The organism is Collinsella sp. AM15-2 (assembly GCF_003471985.1).
Lineage (GTDB): Bacteria > Actinomycetota > Coriobacteriia > Coriobacteriales > Coriobacteriaceae > Collinsella.
Map to the genome: position 1 here is coordinate 194,999 of NZ_QRKO01000001.1, position 17,095 is coordinate 212,093.

A 17,095-nucleotide genomic window follows, 5' to 3' on the forward strand; every position below is an offset into this window, starting at 1 on the left:
CTAAAGAAAGGAGCGAAGCTTAGATATGTGTGTTGAACCACTCGTCCTTCCGCATGAGCCCGGCGGTGACCCGTCGCAACCGGTAGACATACCCGAAGCGGTCAGCGCCGAAGACAAACTCGCCAAGCGCATCCTGAGCGGCCTGGGCTTTTGCGGCCATTACATGCATTTTCATGGCGGAGGCGTGTCCGGCAAGGCGCCCATCATCTGCCTGCTGGCCAAGCAACCCGGCGGCGAGATGTCGCAGCAGGAACTCGGCATGCACTTTGACCTCAAGCCGGGGTCGCTTTCCGAGATCCTGTCCAAGCTCGAGCTCAACGGCCTCATCGAGCGCAGCCGTAACCCCAAGGATCGACGGCAGCTCACCATTCGCCTGACCGAAACCGGCCGGGAAAACGCCCGCATCGACCAGGCGGCCCGCATTCGCTTTAGAGAGCAAGCCTTTAGTGCCCTCACCCACGACGAGCGCGAGCAGCTCGCCGAAATGCTCGAGAAAATCCGTGTAACCTGGGAGAAACTGGATGATTAAAACCCTCATGGGAAGCATCCGCGGCTATATGAAAGTCACCGTTGCCACGCCGCTGCTCGTGCTTGGCGAGGTGCTCTGCGAGATGCTGATTCCATTTATCACCGCCAACCTGATCGACGCCATCAAAGACGGCGCCACCGTAGCCGAGATGCTTCCCACCGCGGGCCTTTTGGTGCTCATCGCGCTGACATCGCTTGCTTTTGGCGCCGCGGCAGGCGTCACCTGCAGCCATGCGAGCTGCGGCTTCGCCAAGAACCTGCGTCACGACCTGTTCTACAAGATCCAGACGTTCAGCTTTGCCAACATCGATGAGTTCTCGAGCTCATCGCTCGTCACGCGCCTGACCACCGACATCAACAACGTTCAGCAGGCCTTTATGATGATCATCCGTATCGCCGTGCGCGCGCCGCTGGTATTGGTCTTCGCCTTTACCATGGCGTTTATCATGGGCGGCAGCGTCGCCATGGTCTACCTGGTCATCATTCCGCTGCTGGGCTTTGGACTGTTCTTTATCATCTTTAAGGTGCGCCCCATCTTCTCGCGCGTGTTCCACAAGTACGATGCCCTTAACGAGTCCGTCGAGGAAAACGTCACCGGCATGCGCGTGGTTAAGAGCTACGTACGCGAAGACTTTGAGAAGGAGAAGTTCGCGGCCGCCGCGCGCGATGTCCAGATGGACTTCACCCGCGCCGAGAAGCTGCTCGCCTTTAACAACCCCATGATGAACATCTGCGTCAACGGCGCGTTTGTCGTCATCATCTACCTGGGCTCCAAGCTCATCATCACGAGCCAGGGCACGCTGTTCGACGTGGGCCAGCTCTCCTCGACCTTTACCTATGGTTTCCAGATTCTCATGAGCCTGATGCAGCTGTCGATGATCTTTGTCATGGTGACCATGGCCGACGAATCGGCACACCGCATTGCCGAGGTGCTGGCCGCCGAGCCCACGATCGCCAATCCCGCCGAGCCCGTGCTCGAGGTTGCCGACGGTTCCATCGACTTTGACCACGTGAGCTTTAAGTATTCCGCGCATGCGAAACGCCAGGCGCTCGACGATATCGACCTGCACATTACGAGCGGCGAGACCATCGGCATCATCGGCGGCACCGGCTCGGCCAAGTCCACGCTCGTCAACCTCATCGCCCGCCTGTACGACGCCACCGAAGGCACCGTGCGCGTGGGCGGCATGGACGTGCGCGACTACGACCTGGACGCACTGCGCCACCAGGTCGCCATGGTGCTGCAGAAAAACGTGCTGTTTAGCGGCACCATCGCCGAGAATCTGCGTTGGGGCGACCCGAACGCCACCGACGAGGAAGTCCGCGAGGCGGCACATCTGGCCCGCGCCGATGAGTTTGTCGACGGCTTCCCCAAGGGCTACGACACCTGGATCGAACAGGGCGGCTCTAATGTTTCGGGCGGTCAGAAGCAGCGCCTGTGCATTGCACGCGCCCTGCTGCGTCGCCCCAAGATCTTGATCCTGGACGACTCCACCAGCGCCGTCGACACCAAGACCGACGCCAAGATCCGCGCAGGGTTGGCAAGCTATCTGCCCAACACGACCAAGCTCATCATCGCCCAGCGCATCAGCTCCGTACAGGACGCAGACCGCATCATCGTCATGGAGGGCGGCCGAATCGCGCAGATCGGCAACCATGACGAGCTGCTTAAGACGAGCGAAATCTACCGCGAGACCTTTACCTCGCAAAACAAGATGTCTGCCGAAGGTACGCAAGACGCCGACGACGTCTCTGGCGACGCGAACACGGCGGCAGACAACACCGACATGACCGCAACGCAAGCTCAGACCCAGGAAGGAGGCGAGGCACATGAGTAAGGCAACGACCGCCGAGCGCGCGCTCAACCGTAAGGGCGGCACCATGTCGCGCCTCATCAAGACGCTCTTTGGCTTCTATCCCGTGCTTTTGCCCCTTGTCGTCGCCGGCGTGGTGCTCTGCGCCATCATCAACTCCATCGGCGCGACCTTCCTGCAGAGCGCCCTGCAGATTATTAGCGAATCGTGGCAGTCGGGCGATTGGGAAGCCGCACAGCCCAAGATTCTGCAGCTCGTGACCACCCTCGCCTGCATCTACGGCGTCGGTGTCCTGTCCTCACTCTTCTGGAACCGCGCCATGGCTATCGTCACGCAGGGCTCGCTCGAGAAGCTGCGCGAGATGATGTTCAACCGCATGCAGGACCTGCCGATCCGCTACTTCGACACGCACCAGCGCGGCGATATCATGAGCCACTACACCAACGACATCGATACGCTGCGCCAGATGATCAGTCAGTCGCTGCCCAACCTGCTCATGACGATCATCATCATCGTCACGGTGTTCTTTATCATGCTGTACTACAGCGTGTGGATGTGCCTGGTCATCATCGCCGGCGTCGCCTTTATGACCTTTATGACCAAGCTGCTCGGCTCCAACTCCGCGCGCTTCTTCATTGCGCAGCAGACCGAGCTCGGCGTGGTCGAGGGCCATATCGAGGAGGTCATGAACGGCCAGAAGGTCGTCAAGGCGTTCTGCCACGAGTCTGCCGCCGAGGCCGATTTTGACGAGCGCAACGAAAAGCTCTTCGAGGTCTCGCAGAAGGCCAACATGTACGCCAACATCCTCATGCCCATCCTTATGAACCTGGGCAACCTGCTCTACGTGCTGGTCGCACTGGCGGGCGGCATTTTCCTGGCGCTGGGCGTGCCCAACCTGAGCATCTCGGGCATGGCGCTGTCCATCGCCGTCGTGGTGCCGTTCCTCAACATGACCAAGCAGTTCTGCGGACAGATCGGCCAGATCTCACAGCAGATCAACGCCGTGGTCATGGGCCTCGCCGGCGCCGACCGCATCTTTGAGCTCATCGACGAGAAGCCCGAGGCCGACGAAGGCTACGTGACACTCGTCAACGCGCAGGTGAACCCCGAGACTTGGGAGTTCGAGGAGGCGGACCACCACACCGGCATGTGGGCGTGGAAACATCCGCACCGCGCAACCGGCGAGATCGAGTACGTACCGCTGCGCGGCGACCTGGTCATGGACAACGTCGACTTTGGCTACACGCCCGACCACGAGGTGCTGCACGGCGTGTCCGTGTTTGCCAAGCCGGGCCAGAAGGTCGCGTTTGTCGGCGCCACCGGTGCCGGCAAGACGACCATCACCAACCTCATCAACCGCTTCTACGACATCGCCGACGGCAAGATCCGCTACGACGGCATCAACGTCAACAAGATCCGCAAGGCCGACCTGCGCCGAAGCCTGGGCGTCGTGCTGCAGGACGTGAACCTGTTCACCGGCACCGTGATGGATAACATCCGCTACGGCAACCTGGATGCGACCGACGAGGAGTGCATCGCGGCGGCCAAGCTCGCGGGCGCGGACGACTTTATCACCCGCCTGCCCGACGGCTATGACACCATGCTCACCGGCAACGGCGCCCAGCTGTCGCAGGGCCAGCGCCAGCTGATCTCGATCGCCCGCGCTGCCGTCGCCGATCCGCCGGCAATGATTCTGGACGAGGCAACGAGCTCCATCGACACCCGCACCGAGGCTATCGTGCAGGCGGGCATGGATAAACTCATGGAGGGCCGCACGACGTTTGTCATCGCGCACCGCCTGTCCACCGTGCGCAACTCCGACGCGATCATCTGCCTGGACCACGGCCGCATCATCGAGCGCGGCAACCACGACGAGCTGATCGCCAAGCGCGGGTATTACTACCAGCTGTACACGGGTGCGTTTGAGCTGGAGTAGGAACGGTTACTGACGGAGGGTTCCCCGGGGACGGGCGGGGTATTTCCTCCGCGCTCAAACATTCTCGCTGCGCTGCGAAACTGCGCGCGGAGGAAATACCCCGCCCGTCCCCGGGGCGCCCTCCTGCGCGCAGTCAGCCCGTCGTTTAGAACGGAATAAAAGTTAGTGAGGCCCTGGCCGTTTGGCCAGGGCCTCGTTTTGTTAGTCTTTTTGGGACGGGGCTTTTTGACTACTTTGAGGGTGCGCAGGCAGGGCGGCGAAAGTAGCTAAAAAAGCCCCGTCCCAAAAAGACTACCCGCGCCAAATGAGCTAGTTGAGGAGTTGGGCCATGGCGTTGACGAATTTTTGTACTTGGAGGGTGGGCTCGAGCGGGTAGTGCAAGAAGACCGGCACCTCGCGGCCGCATAGGAACGGCACGCCCACAAAGGCCGGGTGCACACCCGACCATGCGCCGCAGGTGAGCACCGCGTCGCCCTTTTCCTCGGCTTCGTTAAAGAGCGCAAAGTCGAAGCTATCCACGTCGATCACGTCCACGCCGCCGTCGGCCAAAAGGTCAATGCGCAGGCTGTCCATGGCGTCGTTGCCGTGGCGCAGTACGCGCAGACGCATACCCTCCAAGTCGGCGATCGAAATACGGTTCTTGCGTGCCAGCGGGCTCGTGCGCGGCAGGTCGATATAAAACGGCACGTTGACAATGCGGAGCTTTTGGCAGGCATCACCCCAGCGCGGGGTCGAAAAACTCGACTGCACCACATCCACCTCGCGCCCCAGACCTCGCATGACGGTCTCGCGCTCATCGTAAAGGTCCCCCACCGGCACAATCTCAAAACGCAAGCGCGGCTCCATGTCGTGCACCTGCGGCCACAGCGCGAGCGTGTGGCGCCCCGGGCACATCATCGATACGCCCAGGCGCACCGCACCGCCATCGCCCGCCGCTCGCCGGGCGCGGCGCAACGCATCCTCGGATTGGCGCATAATCGAGCGCGCGTCGTCCACCAACAGCGCGCCCGCCGGCGTCACCTTGACGCCCGAGTGCGAGCGCTCGAACAACGTGATGCCAAACTCGGCCTCGAACCCCGACACCTGTTTGACGAGCGCCGGGGTCGACACGCGCAGCTTTGCCGCGGCACGCGAGAAACTTCCCAGCTCCGCGGCGGCCGAAATAGCGTCAAGTCGTCGATCGTACACGTCAATCTCCCGTTTTCGCACGCGCGGGCCCACAGCGCCGCAGGGGGTCGTTTTCGCAGGTCACACGCTCAATTGCGAACAAACCTCAATGCACAGTGTAAACCTACGGTTAACGCCATTCTAACAAATATGCAATTCACCTGCGCGAACGCTAAGCATACGATAACCAGCGAAAACCACGTGGGTCGGTTAATGGGAGCGACCCACAGGGAGGCACAAGAAGGGAAGTTCCTATGAGCAATTGGCTTAAGCTCGAGGGCGATGTCTGCGCCGTGACTGGCGCGCTCGGCGGTATGGGCGCCGAGATTTGCCGCGAGTTCGCCCGCAACGGCGCCAATGTCGTCCTGCTCGACCTGGACGAGGAGAAGGTCAAGGCCGCAGCCGCCGACCTCGCCGCCGAGTTTGGCATCCACGCCGAGGGCTACAAGATGAACGCCACCGACGAGGCCGAGGTTCAGGCCGCCGTCGACGCCACCATCGCCGAGTTCGGCCGCGTCGACGTTCTCGTCAACACCGCCGGCATCCTGCGCTTCGCCGCCATGGAGGACCTGCCGCTGAGCGACTGGGAGCAGGTGCTCAACGTCAACCTCACCGGCTACTTCATCACCTCGCAGCGCTTTGGTCGCGAGATGATCAAGGCCGGCCAGGGCCGCCTGGTGCACATCTCAACCGTCGCTAGCCACTCCCCCGAGACGTTCTCGGGCGTGTACAGCTCCACCAAGGCGGGCGTCAACATGATGTCCAAGATGCTCGCCGCCGAGTGGGGCCCTTACGGCGTGCGCTCCAACTGCGTCGAGCCCTGCTTTGTCAAGACCCCCATGTCGGCGAGCTTTTACGCCGACCCCGAGGTCGAGAAGAGCCGCAGCCGCCTCATCGCCACGCGCCGCATCGGCGAGGTCAGCGATATCGCCAACGCCGTCATGTTCCTGGCGTCCAAGCGCTCGGACTTTACCACCGGCGACGCCATCAAGGTCGATGGCGGCTTCTCCAATATGATGGGCGACCTCACCGCCAAGCCCGGCGGTCGCCGAGCCTTTGCCGACAACTACCTCAAGAACAAGGGTGTCGAGCTTTGGTCCGATGAGTCCGGCGTCGCAAAGCCGACTGACCAGTAAGCCAGCCCAACAGGGAGGCTCGCGGTGACGCCCGCTCCTCCCCGCATCGATTAGAAAGAGTCCAATGGCTTCCACCAACTCCAACAAGGGTCGCGCCGTCGTGCTTTCCGCCGCGTGCGTCACCATGTTCTTCATCAGCTCCATCGCGCTGTATTCCGTTGTGAGCAAGAACCTGCTCGCCGTCTATCCCGAGTGGTCCAGCGCTCTTACCTGGGCCTTCCCGGTCTTTCAGACCATCATGGCCGTGACGGGCATCTTCGCCGGCCGCATCTCCGATAAGATCGGCCCGCGCAACGTCGTGATCGCTGCCGCCGTGTGCTACGGCGTGGGCTGGTTCATGTCCGGCACCGTCACCGAGCCGTGGCAGTTCTACCTGTGGTTCTCGCTCGTCGCCGCCATCGGCAACGGCCTGGGCTACAACCCGGCACTCACCACCGGCCAAAAGTGGTTCATCGACAAGAAGGGCCTCGCCTCCGGCATCACCCTGGCCGCTTCGACCGCCGGTCCCGCCGTGCTGTCCCCGGTGCTCGCCTCGCTGCTCATCCCGAGCCTGGGCATCTTTGGCGCCCTTAAGGCACTCGGCGTCATCTTCTTTGTGATGATCGCCGCCTCCGCCCTGTTCCTGAAGGCCCCCGAGGCCGGTTGGCTGCCCGAGGGCTTCGAGGCCCCCAAGGGCGGCGCGCACGCCGGCACCTTCGGCGACCTCACCCCGGGCGAGATGGTCAAGACCCCGCGCTTCTGGGTCCTCATCGTCACCTTCGCCTTTGCCGCCACCGCGGGCACCCTGCTCGTGGGCAAGGTTGCCTCCATCGCCGCCGTCCAGCTCTTCGCCGACCCCACGAGCGCTGCGGCCGTCGCCCTCGGCGGTGTGGTCGTCTCCGTCAACACCTGCGCCAACCTGGTCGGCCGCCTGTCCTTCGGCCAGATCATCGACAAGCTCGGCGCCTACAAGTCGCTGCTCATCAGCCTTGTCGTCACCATCGTCGCGCTCGTCATCATGTCGATGAGCTTTACGCAGAGCATGTTCTTTGTTGCGCTCGCCCTGCTCGGCTTTAGCTTTGGCGCCCTGCTCGTCATCTACCCGCCGCTCACCGGTGGCGCCTTTGGTACCAGCAACATAGGCGTCAACTACGGCATCATGTTCTTGGGCTATGCCGCTTCCACCTGGATCAGCCAGCCCATCACCGCTGTGCTGTATCACGCCGAGGCCGGCAGCGCCGCCTACCAGCAGTCCTTCTACGGCGCCATCGTGATTGCCGCCATCGCCGTCGTACTCACCGTCTACATGATGGTCTCCGACAGCAAGAAGAAGTCCGCCTAGTTATACCGATGTGACAAAGGGGCTGTCCCTTTGTCACATTCCAAGCCACCAGCATTAAGGAGTCGAAATGTCTGAGCTCAACCCCGCCCGCATTGCCGTTATCGGCGCCGGCGCCATGGGCCGCAACCACATCCGCTTTGTCACCGAGGAGCCCGAGGCCGAACTCGTCGCCATCGCCGACGCCTTTGAGGGCGCCCGCGCCACGGCCGAGGCCGCCGGCGTGCCGTTCTTTACCGATCCCGCCCAGATGATGGACGAGGTCAAGCCCGAGGCCGTCATCATCGCCACCCCCAACGACCTGCACCTGGGCGTTGCCCGCGAGGCCATCAAGCGCAACATCGTGCCGCTGGTCGAAAAGCCAATCTCCAACGATCTCGAGGATGCCCAGGCCTTCGCCGCCGAGGCCGAGACCGCCGGCGTGCCCGTGCTCGTGGGTCAGCACCGTCGCCACAACCCGTTTGTGAACAAGGCCAAGGAGATCATCGAGTCCGGCGAGTTGGGCAAGCTCACCGTGTCGAGTTTCCACTACATGATCTATAAGAACGACGAGTACTTCGATGTCGAGTGGCGCCGCAAGAAGGGTGCCGGCCCGATCCTGGTCAACCTGGTGCACGACGTCGACCTGCTCCGCTACCTGCTGGGCGAGCCCGTCGCCGTCCAGGGCATGCAGTCCAGCGCCGCCCGCGGTTTTGAGACCGAGGACTCCGCCGTGGTCAACGTCCGCTTTGCCGACGGCGCGCTCGCGAGCATGACCATTTCCGATGCCACCGCCAGCCCCTGGAATTGGGAGGCCACCGCTCGCGAGGACCCGCAGTACCGTCCCTTCGACGCCGACGCCTACTTTATCGGCGGAACCTTGGGCGCCCTTTCGCTGCCCCGCCTGCACCAGTTCTCCTACGACGGCGCCTCCAACTGGCACAAGCCGCTGCAGATGGAGATTCCGGCCGTGGACCCGGTGCTGCCGCACAAGATGCAGCTCAAGCACTTTGTGAAGGTTGTCCGCCGTGAGGTCGAGCCCGTCGTGACCCCCGCCGATAACGTCAAGACGCTCACGCTTCTCAACGCCATCAAGGAGGCCGCCGAGACCGGCCAGCTCGTCGAGCTGTAGCACCTTAGGACAGGCCGCGGCAGAAACCCCATGCCGGGCCCCTCGGTCCGCCACAAATAAGCCCCTCTTCTTTGCCCCGCGAGCAGCCTCCTGCCCGCGGGGCATTTTGCTACGTTGCCAATGATTTTTCTGGGACGGGGGACTTTTTGCACCTTAGCTTGATTCGTTCGCCACGAAATGTGCCTATCTACTACGTTTAACCAATCACCCTCATCCATACCGAATTTCGCGAAATAAAAACCGCAGGTAAACGGCTTGCGCATTTTCGGAAAACCGGGGGATGGTCGACCCACACGGTTCAAACGTAGTAGATAGGCCGCTTTCGTGGTTCCGCGCCAAAACAGTCTTTTTTGAGCGAAGTGGCAGGTGGTATCCTTGGTAGCTCTGTGCTGCAAACGCACCTTAAACGCAAGGAGTTTCATGGATCTTATCGCCCAGCTCGCGCGCGAGCTCAACCTTAAGGCCGCCAACGTCGAGGCGGCCGTCAAGCTCATCGACGAGGGAAACACCATTCCCTTTATCTCGCGCTACCGCAAGGAAGCCACGGGCGGCATGGACGATGTCGCCCTGCGCGCGCTCGACGAGCGCCTGTCCTACCTGCGTAATCTTGAGCAGCGCAAAGAGGACGTCATTCTGCTCATCGGCGCCCAGGGCAAACTCACGCCCGAGCTCGAGCAACAGATTCGCGAGGCCACACAGCTCCAGCGTGTCGAGGACCTCTACAAGCCCTACCGCAAAAAGCGCATGACCCGCGCGCAGAAGGCACGCGAGGCCGGCCTGGAGCCGCTCGCCAACATGATCATCATGCAGGCCTCGGCCAAGGGCAGCGCGCTCGACGCCGCCGCGGACTACGTCAACGAGGAGGCCGGCTTCGACACGCCCGAGAAGGCGCTCGCCGGCGCCGCCGACATCGTGGCCGAGACGGTGGCCGAAGATCCCGAGAACGTCGCCGACCTGCGCGCCTTTACGCAAAACACCGCCGACATCGTCGTCGAGGCCACCGACCCCGCCGAGAAGACCCCCTACGAGCCCTACTACAACTTTGACGAGCCGTTGCGCCGTATACCCAACCACCGCGTGCTGGCTATCGACCGCGGTGAGCGTGAGGGCAAGCTCCGCGTGCGCGTGAACGTCGACGGCGCTGCCGCTACGGCACGCCTCGGCAGCCGCTGGCCCCGTCGCCAGGGCGTGTTTGCTCCCGTCTTTAATGCCGCCATCGCTGACGGTTACAAGCGCCTCATGGCCCCCTCGCTGGAGCGCGAGGCCCGCGCCAAACTCACCGTTCGCGCCCAGACCGAGGCCATCAACGTCTTTGCCAAGAATCTCGAAGGCCTGCTCTCGGCGCGCCCCGTGCGCGGCGCCCGCGTACTCGCGCTCGATCCGGGCTACCGCACCGGCTGCAAGGTCGCCGTCATGGACGAGACCGGCAAGCTGCTCGACCACGGCGTGGTCTACCCCACCAAGCCGCGCCACGACGTCGCCGGCACCAAGCGCGAGCTCGCCCGCCTCGTCAAGAAGGACAGCGTCAACACCATCGTCATCGGCAACGGCACCGCCAGCCGCGAGACCGAGGAAGTCGTCTCGGAGTTTATTGCCGAGCAGGCGCCCAGCCTTCGCTACACCATCGTCAACGAGGCGGGCGCGTCGGTGTACTCCGCCTCCGAGCTCGCGAGCCAGGAGTATCCCGATCTGGATGTCACCGTACGTGGCGCCATGAGCCTGGGCCGCCGTCTGCAAGACCCGCTGGCAGAGCTCGTCAAGATTCCGCCCCAGTCCATCGGCGTTGGCCAGTACCAGCACGACCTTGACCAGGCCGAGCTTTCGCGCACCTTGGGCCACGTGGTGGAAGACGTCGTCAACCGTGTGGGCGTCGACGTCAACACCGCGAGCGCAAGCCTGCTGGGCTACGTGTCGGGCATTACGCCGAGCGTAGCCAAAAACATCGTGGCCTACCGCGAGGAAAACGGCGCCTTTACCGATCGCCGCCAGCTCAAGAAGGTCCCCAAGCTGGGACCCAAGGCGTACCTCAACGCCGCAGGTTTCCTGCGCATCAGCGGCGGCAAGAACCCGCTCGACGCGACAAGCGTCCACCCCGAAAGCTACGAGGTGGCCACGGCCGTCCTGGAGCGCGCCGGCGTTGCGGCAAGCGAGCTCAGCCGCGGCGGCGTGCCCGATATCGAGCGCCGCCTGGGCAGCATCTCGGCGCTGGCAAGCGACCTGGACTGCGGCACCCTCACGCTCATCGACATCGTCAACGAGCTCAAGAAGCCCGGTCGCGACCCGCGCGACGACGCGCCCGAGGTGGTCTTTAGCCGCTCGGCGCTTTCGATCGACGACCTGGAGCCCGGCATGGAACTCAAGGGCACGGTGCGCAACGTCGTCGACTTTGGCGCCTTCGTCGACGTGGGCGTGCACCAGGACGGCCTCGTGCACATCTCCAAACTGGCCAACCGCTTCGTCAAGCACCCAAGCGACGTGGTGCACGTCGGCGACACGGTCAAGGTGTGGGTCGAAAAGGTCGATCGCGACCGCAAGAAGATCTCGCTCACCATGGTGCAGGGGAAATAAACCGCCAAAGCAAGGGTACCCCCTGTAGCGACGTGCAAAATCGCGAGTATTCTGCAATTTCCGCCGCTCCGAACGCCCCTCAGAGGCAATATAGTCACAAACAGCCCCCGTTTTAGCGTCGTCAGAGCCAAAACGGGGGCTGTTCCGTGCTTCAACCAGCTGGTAAAAGCCTTTACCTTGCTGAATACTCTCAATTTTGCACGTCGCAGGCGGGGGTACCTTTGCCTACGGCAGGATATGGAAGCCGAGTGCTAACTTGCCGGCAAGCTCGTTTCGGCAGCCCCGGCCTTTCCTTTACCTAGCGCGACCCTCGCGAAGCGCGTGAGCGATAGGGAAAGGAAAGGCCGGGGCGAACAACCCGCGGCGCAGCCAGTGTTCGCGTTACGGCAAGATATGGAAGCCCAAAGCGGCGATATCCTTGGCAAAGCCGCGCACGGTGTCGAGCGAGACCTCGTACGGATCGCGACCGATGTTCTTGCGCTTGGCCAGGATACTGTTGGGCACCGTGATGATCTGGCAACCGCAGGCCTCGGCCTGGTAGATGTTGATGAGCTCGCGCGTGGACGCCCACAGGACCTCGCAGTTTGGCTTGGCGGCGGCCTTCTTGACCGACTCCGTCATAAACGGAATGGGGTCGACGCCGGTGTCGGCGATACGGCCGGCAAAGAGCGAGATGATGGACGGCGTCTCGGCGTCAACGGCCTCGACCATCTCGTCGACCTGCGCGGGCGTGAAGATGGTGGTGACGTTGACCTTAATGCCGTCGGCGGAAAGCTTGCGCACCAGCTCGGCGGTGGACTCGCCCTTAGTGGTCACGCACGGAATCTTGACGTAGACGTTCTCGGCCCAGGTAGCGATCTCGCGTGCCTCGACCTCCATGGTCTCTACGTCGTCGGCAAAGACCTCAAACGAAACGGATACATCGGTGATGTGGGCCAGGACCTCCTTGGCAAATGCGCGGTAATCCGTCACGCCGCCCTTCTTCATAAGGGACGGGTTGGTTGTGAAGCCCTGAACGTTGCCGTTCTCGTACATGTCGAGCATGCCCTCGAGGTTTGCACCGTCAGCGAACACCTTGATTGCCATCTGCCTGATTCCTTTCGCTTGCACATGGGCGTTAAACTGCTAAACACTTTACCTACGTTTATCAAGGCGTGAGCTGCGGTTTTTTATCTTCTCGGCGAACGGCATAAACGCTTTAGCGTTTTTGAGCACACCCTCCAGCGGCAAAACGATTTTGCAGGGCGAGCCGATTTGAGCCGCCCGCCGCGGGTGAACGGTAATTGGACGGTTCCCGCTAGATCAACCCAAAGTGGCGCATGGCGGTGACGGTACCGTCGTGTGCGACGTCGTCGGTCACGTAGTCGGCGACCGCCTTGACCTCGGGCATGGCGTTGCCCATGGCAACAGCCGTCTCGACGGCGGCGAGCATGCCCAGGTCGTTGCCCGAATCGCCGAAGCCAAAAGTGCGCGCATTTCCCTCGCGGCCCAGATACGCCAGCGCTCGCGCCACGCCCACGCCCTTGTCGATGCCCTTGGGGCTCAGCTCGCGGTTTGCTTGCTGGGCTCGCTTGGAAGCTCGGCGGTAAACGCGTCTCCCAGTCAATCCGGCACCGCCGAGGCAAACCCCACACGTGCCCGCCAACGCAAAGGTCCGGCGGGACGCACCTAGCATCCCGCCGGACCGTCACTCGTCCAGGAGGCCACCGCGACGAACCTCTAGATCTTCGCAAGCTCCTCGGAGATGACGCGGCAGACGTCCTCAGCCTGAGGCATCACGCCGTACATCTCGAAGAAGCCGTGGTCGCAGCCGCGATAGCGAATCGCGGTGACGTCAACGCCCGCATCCTGCAGCCTCTTCGCGAATAGCTCGTCCTGATAGCGCAGGTAGTCATACTCGGAAGAGATGATGACCGTGCGGGGGAACGCGCTCACGTCCTCCGCGAACAGGGCAGACACCCTCGGGTCGAGCATCTCCTCCGCATTGCCGTTGGTATACATCACTGGCAGGTCGTCGTTGGCGTTGCGGATGCGATCCACCCTGCTCAGAGCCTCGGCCCTCTGGTCGTTCACGATCTCATAGAGGTCATAGGACCATTCCTCCGGAACAGGGCCGCCGTCGACGAGCGGATACAGCTCGGCCACGAGCTTGATCCTGTCCGCATGGGACCCGTCGAGGACGACGGCGTTGGTCAGGCTTCCGCCCGCGGAGTCGCCAGCCACGGCGACCCGCGTCGCGTCGACACCCAGCTCATCCGCATGCTCGACAAGCCAGTCGAGCGTCTTCACGCAGTCCTCGACACCACCGGGGAACATCGTCTCGGGAGACAAGCGGTACTCCGGGTAGATCGCGACGCAGCCCGTTCGCTCCGCGATGTCGCGCAGGCAGTTCTCGTACTGGCCAATGTTGCCCACCATGAAGCCGCCGCCGTGGATGAACACGAGCGCGGCGGAGCCGCACCCGTGGCCCTCGGGCGTGAAGACGTGCAGGGGAATGCCCCTGTCGCCAAAGTTCATGACGACGGTCTTCTTGGCGACGTTCGAGCCCCTCACGACATGGGTCTCCTTGTTGGGAGCGGAGCGCCACGCGATCACGTCCACCGGCCCCGCCGGCGCCGGGCCGGCGGCGAGCTTCGCATGGGCGCGCGCGTAGACGCGCGGATCGAGCACGCGCTCGCGCTCGTCTCCCGGCACGGGCTTCAGCAGGAGCTTCAGCCCGTTGGGCTCCACGACCTCCCTAGATCCACGCTCAAGCACTTCAAGCTCGGAAGTGGGGTACTTCCTCTCCTCGGTGCCCATGGCTAGCCGATCTTCAGCTCGTCAAGCTTGGCGTCAAGCTTGGCCATCTCATCGGCGGAAAGCTCCCACTCGAACGTCTCGCAGTTCTGAATCGCGTGGGCGTCCGTGCGCACGCCAACGAGCGCGGTGCCCACGTACTCCTTCTGGGTGCTCCAGTTCACGGCGACCTGTGCCACGGGCTTGTCATGAGCCTCGGCGATCTCGTCCATGACCTTGAGCAGCTCCTGGACGCGCGAGAACTTGGGCTCCTGGAAGTAGTCGTAGAAGCCGCCACGAACATCGCCCTCCTCGAACTTCGGCAGCTCGCGGAACTTGCCCGACAGGATGCCCGCGCCAAGGGAGCCATAGGTGAAGGAGTCGATGCCACGCTCGTAGCCCCACTTGATAAGGTCCTCGGAGGAGCGGTCGACCATGGAGTAGGGCGGCTGCTGGACGTCGACCTGAGCGACCTTCTCGCACTCCTCGATCATCTCGGTCGTGAAGTTGGAGACGCCGATGTGGCGAATCTTGCCTTGCTCCTTGAGGAGCTGGAGGGCGCACATCGTCTCGGAGAACGGGGTCTTGGCGTCGGGCCAGTGCACGAAGTAGAAGTCGATGTAGTCGGTGCGGAGATTGCGCAGCGAGCTCTCGACCTCCCTCATGATGTTCTTGAACGAAGAGTCGCGGTCATAGCCGGCGGCGCTGGTGATCAGGCCAACCTTGGTCGAGAGCAGGTAGCTCTCTCGGTCGACGCCCCTGAGCGCGTTGCCGACGACCTTCTCGGACGCGCCGTTGCCATAGCACGGCGCGGTGTCAATGAGGTTGACGCCGTGATCGAGCATGGTGCGGATGGCGGACATGCTGGCGGCGTCATCGTTCTCACCAAAGGAGTCGCCGCCGATCGCCCAGGTGCCCACGGCGAGCTGGGAGACGTCAACGTCGGAGTTCTTGAGGTGCGTGTAGCGCATATTCTCTCCTTCTAATGGGGCGGCACGCGTCGAATGTCCTCGATCGCGTGCCGCCAGGAATTGCCTTGAACAGGCTTCGGATGATCCGGAAACCGCCTTACACGATGCCCACGAGGCCGAGGACGAGCGCCAGAACCATGATGCCGACCAGGATGATGTTGACGTTCACGTTCTTCTTGCGCAGGAGCCAGAGGACGACGAGCGTAAGTCCCAGAGGCACGATGCCCTTGAAGATCGAGTCGAGGTAGGTCTGGATCATGACGGGGTCGGAGTCCTGAACCGGAATGGACAGGATCGTGTTGAATTGGACGTTCGCCGCGGTCATGGCGCCGATCATCACCAGGCCGATCGTGGAGGTCGCCTTGGTGATGAGCTTCATGAGACCACCCTCGTACATCTCGGAGATGAAGTTGGTGCCCATGCTGAAGCCGAGGTAAGTCATGAAGTATCGGCAGAGGATCGACGGGATGTTGTAGATCAGCAGGAACATGATCGCGCCGAGGGGCGAGCCGCTCATGGCGAGGTTAATGCCGATGCCGGCGGCGATAACACGCAGGACGCCCCAGAAGATTGCGTCGCCGATGCCGGACATCGGGCCCATCAGGGAGACCTTGATACCGTCGATGGACTCGGTGTCGAAGTCTTCGTGCTGCGAGTTCTCCCTCTCCATGGAGGCGACGAGGCCCATGGCGAACGTGCCGACGTTCTGGGTAATGTTGTACCAAGTCGTGTGACGCTTCATGGCGTCGGCACGAGCCTCGGGGTCATCGGCGTAGTAGCGGTTAAGCGCGGGCTGGACGGAGTACAGCCAGCCGTCGGCGCCAGCCTTGACGGAACCGCCGGCGCAGGAAGCGAACACGGAGAAGGAGCGCAGGAAAATGCTGTTGAGCATCTTCTTGTCTTCAGGGCTCACATTCTTGGTCAGGTTGCTCATGCGAAGAAATCCTCCTCGTCGCTGGTTACAGAGTCGCCGGAAACGGCCTGGGTGGCCACTCCCTTCTTGGTGAGATCGAAGATCTCCTTGTCGCGGAGGGCGGAGGCAACCGCGATGATGACACCGAGAACTGCGATGGCGATCATCGGGAGGCCGAGGTACTGGTAGAGCGTAAAGCCCAAGAAGAAGTAGATGCTGAGCTCGGTGCTCCACAGCATCTGGAGCAGGAGCGCCATACCAACGGCGGGCAGGAGGGCACCCACGGCGTTGAGGCCGCTCATGACATTGGCCGGAATCTGGTTAACGATGGCGGCAACGGGCTCAGCGCCGAGGTAAACGCCGAGGAAGGCGATGAGGCCAAAGGCAGCGTACTTAACGAACCAGAGAACGAAGTGCTGAAGCGCGAGGCCCTTCTCGTTGCCCTCGGCGGCCATCTTGTCAAAGGTGGCTGCGAAGAACGCGAGGAACACGTTGTTCATGAAGATCGAGAGAAATGCGGTGACGACGCCCACGGGAACGGCCAGTGTGATGGCGGCACCCTGGTCGATACCAGCGCCAACGGTGAAGGCGACGGCGAGGGCGGTCGCGGTAACAGGCTCGGCGGAGATAGCGCCACCAATGTTAACCGCGCCCATGAAGATCGCCTCGAGAGAGGCACCGATGATGACACCGGTCTTGACGTCGCCCATCAGGAGGCCCGCAACGAGACCTACCACGAGAGGACGCTCGATCATGCACTGACCGAGAACCCAGTTGCCGCCGTAGCAAATCAGCACGGTCAACCAGGCCATTATTGCCAACCCAACCATTTGACTTCCTTTCTTTCATTTCATTTGG

14 protein-coding genes are annotated in these 17,095 nt (G+C 62.5%); 7 read left to right on the plus strand and 7 right to left on the minus strand.

Translation table 11 applies throughout. From position 1 onward, the window contains the following. Positions 1 to 25: 25 nt before the first annotated feature. The 3 genes from DW171_RS00900 to DW171_RS00910 are packed head-to-tail and all read left to right on the plus strand — an operon-like array spanning position 26 to position 4,278. On the plus strand, positions 26 to 529 hold the full coding sequence (locus DW171_RS00900) for a MarR family winged helix-turn-helix transcriptional regulator (protein ID WP_118270175.1): 504 nt from the start codon (positions 26 to 28) through the stop codon (positions 527 to 529). Then, complete coding sequence (locus tag DW171_RS00905) at positions 522 to 2,366, plus strand: ABC transporter ATP-binding protein (RefSeq protein ID WP_233539061.1); 1,845 nt, start codon at positions 522 to 524, stop codon at positions 2,364 to 2,366. Before DW171_RS00900 ends, DW171_RS00905 begins: the two co-directional genes overlap by 8 nt. Next, on the plus strand, positions 2,359 to 4,278 hold the full coding sequence (locus tag DW171_RS00910; protein WP_117716362.1) for an ABC transporter ATP-binding protein: 1,920 nt from the start codon (positions 2,359 to 2,361) through the stop codon (positions 4,276 to 4,278). Before DW171_RS00905 ends, DW171_RS00910 begins: the two co-directional genes overlap by 8 nt. Positions 4,279 to 4,587: 309 nt before the next feature. Here DW171_RS00910 and DW171_RS00915 read toward each other — a convergent pair whose 3' ends face one another. Next, positions 4,588 to 5,466, minus strand: a complete 879-nt coding sequence (locus tag DW171_RS00915) for a LysR family transcriptional regulator (RefSeq protein WP_233503035.1) — start codon at positions 5,464 to 5,466, stop codon at positions 4,588 to 4,590. A gap of 233 nt (positions 5,467 to 5,699) precedes the next feature. On the opposite strand from DW171_RS00915, the gene DW171_RS00920 reads away from it, so the two are divergent. From DW171_RS00920 to DW171_RS00935, 4 genes are all read left to right on the plus strand, one after another. Next, positions 5,700 to 6,581 carry an SDR family NAD(P)-dependent oxidoreductase gene (locus tag DW171_RS00920; protein WP_117635565.1) on the plus strand — a complete coding sequence of 294 codons (882 nt, stop codon included), beginning with the start codon at positions 5,700 to 5,702 and terminating at the stop codon, positions 6,579 to 6,581. A gap of 64 nt (positions 6,582 to 6,645) precedes the next feature. Continuing rightward, on the plus strand, positions 6,646 to 7,902 hold the full coding sequence (locus tag DW171_RS00925) for an MFS transporter (protein WP_117840335.1): 1,257 nt from the start codon (positions 6,646 to 6,648) through the stop codon (positions 7,900 to 7,902). 67 nt (positions 7,903 to 7,969) lie between these two features. Beyond that, positions 7,970 to 9,010, plus strand: a complete 1,041-nt coding sequence (locus tag DW171_RS00930) for a Gfo/Idh/MocA family protein (RefSeq protein ID WP_118270176.1) — start codon at positions 7,970 to 7,972, stop codon at positions 9,008 to 9,010. Positions 9,011 to 9,430: 420 nt separating this feature from the next. Then, positions 9,431 to 11,578: a Tex family protein gene (locus tag DW171_RS00935; protein ID WP_118270177.1), complete on the plus strand. Its 2,148-nt coding sequence runs from the start codon at positions 9,431 to 9,433 to the stop codon at positions 11,576 to 11,578. 381 nt (positions 11,579 to 11,959) lie between these two features. Here the strand turns inward: DW171_RS00935 and DW171_RS00940 are convergent, their stop codons facing one another. The 6 genes from DW171_RS00940 to DW171_RS00965 form a co-directional block, all read right to left on the minus strand. After that, positions 11,960 to 12,664: a transaldolase gene (locus DW171_RS00940; RefSeq protein WP_199586769.1), complete on the minus strand. Its 705-nt coding sequence runs from the start codon at positions 12,662 to 12,664 to the stop codon at positions 11,960 to 11,962. A 211-nt stretch (positions 12,665 to 12,875) separates the two neighbouring features. Continuing rightward, on the minus strand, positions 12,876 to 13,184 hold the full coding sequence (locus DW171_RS00945; protein WP_233539062.1) for an HAD family hydrolase: 309 nt from the start codon (positions 13,182 to 13,184) through the stop codon (positions 12,876 to 12,878). 113 nt (positions 13,185 to 13,297) lie between these two features. Beyond that, a complete protein-coding gene (locus DW171_RS00950; protein ID WP_158558711.1) occupies positions 13,298 to 14,308 on the minus strand; it encodes an alpha/beta hydrolase in 1,011 nt (336 codons plus the stop codon). Positions 14,309 to 14,379: 71 nt separating this feature from the next. Continuing rightward, positions 14,380 to 15,324 (minus strand): aldo/keto reductase, encoded by a 945-nt coding sequence (locus DW171_RS00955; RefSeq protein ID WP_117635572.1) that lies wholly within the window; start codon positions 15,322 to 15,324, stop codon positions 14,380 to 14,382. A 97-nt stretch (positions 15,325 to 15,421) separates the two neighbouring features. Then, positions 15,422 to 16,258 (minus strand): PTS system mannose/fructose/sorbose family transporter subunit IID, encoded by an 837-nt coding sequence (locus tag DW171_RS00960; RefSeq protein WP_117635573.1) that lies wholly within the window; start codon positions 16,256 to 16,258, stop codon positions 15,422 to 15,424. Then, positions 16,255 to 17,049, minus strand: coding sequence for a PTS sugar transporter subunit IIC (locus DW171_RS00965; protein ID WP_199408662.1), 795 nt, complete (start codon positions 17,047 to 17,049; stop codon positions 16,255 to 16,257). Before DW171_RS00965 ends, DW171_RS00960 begins: the two co-directional genes overlap by 4 nt. Between the last annotated feature and the right edge of the window lie 46 nt (positions 17,050 to 17,095).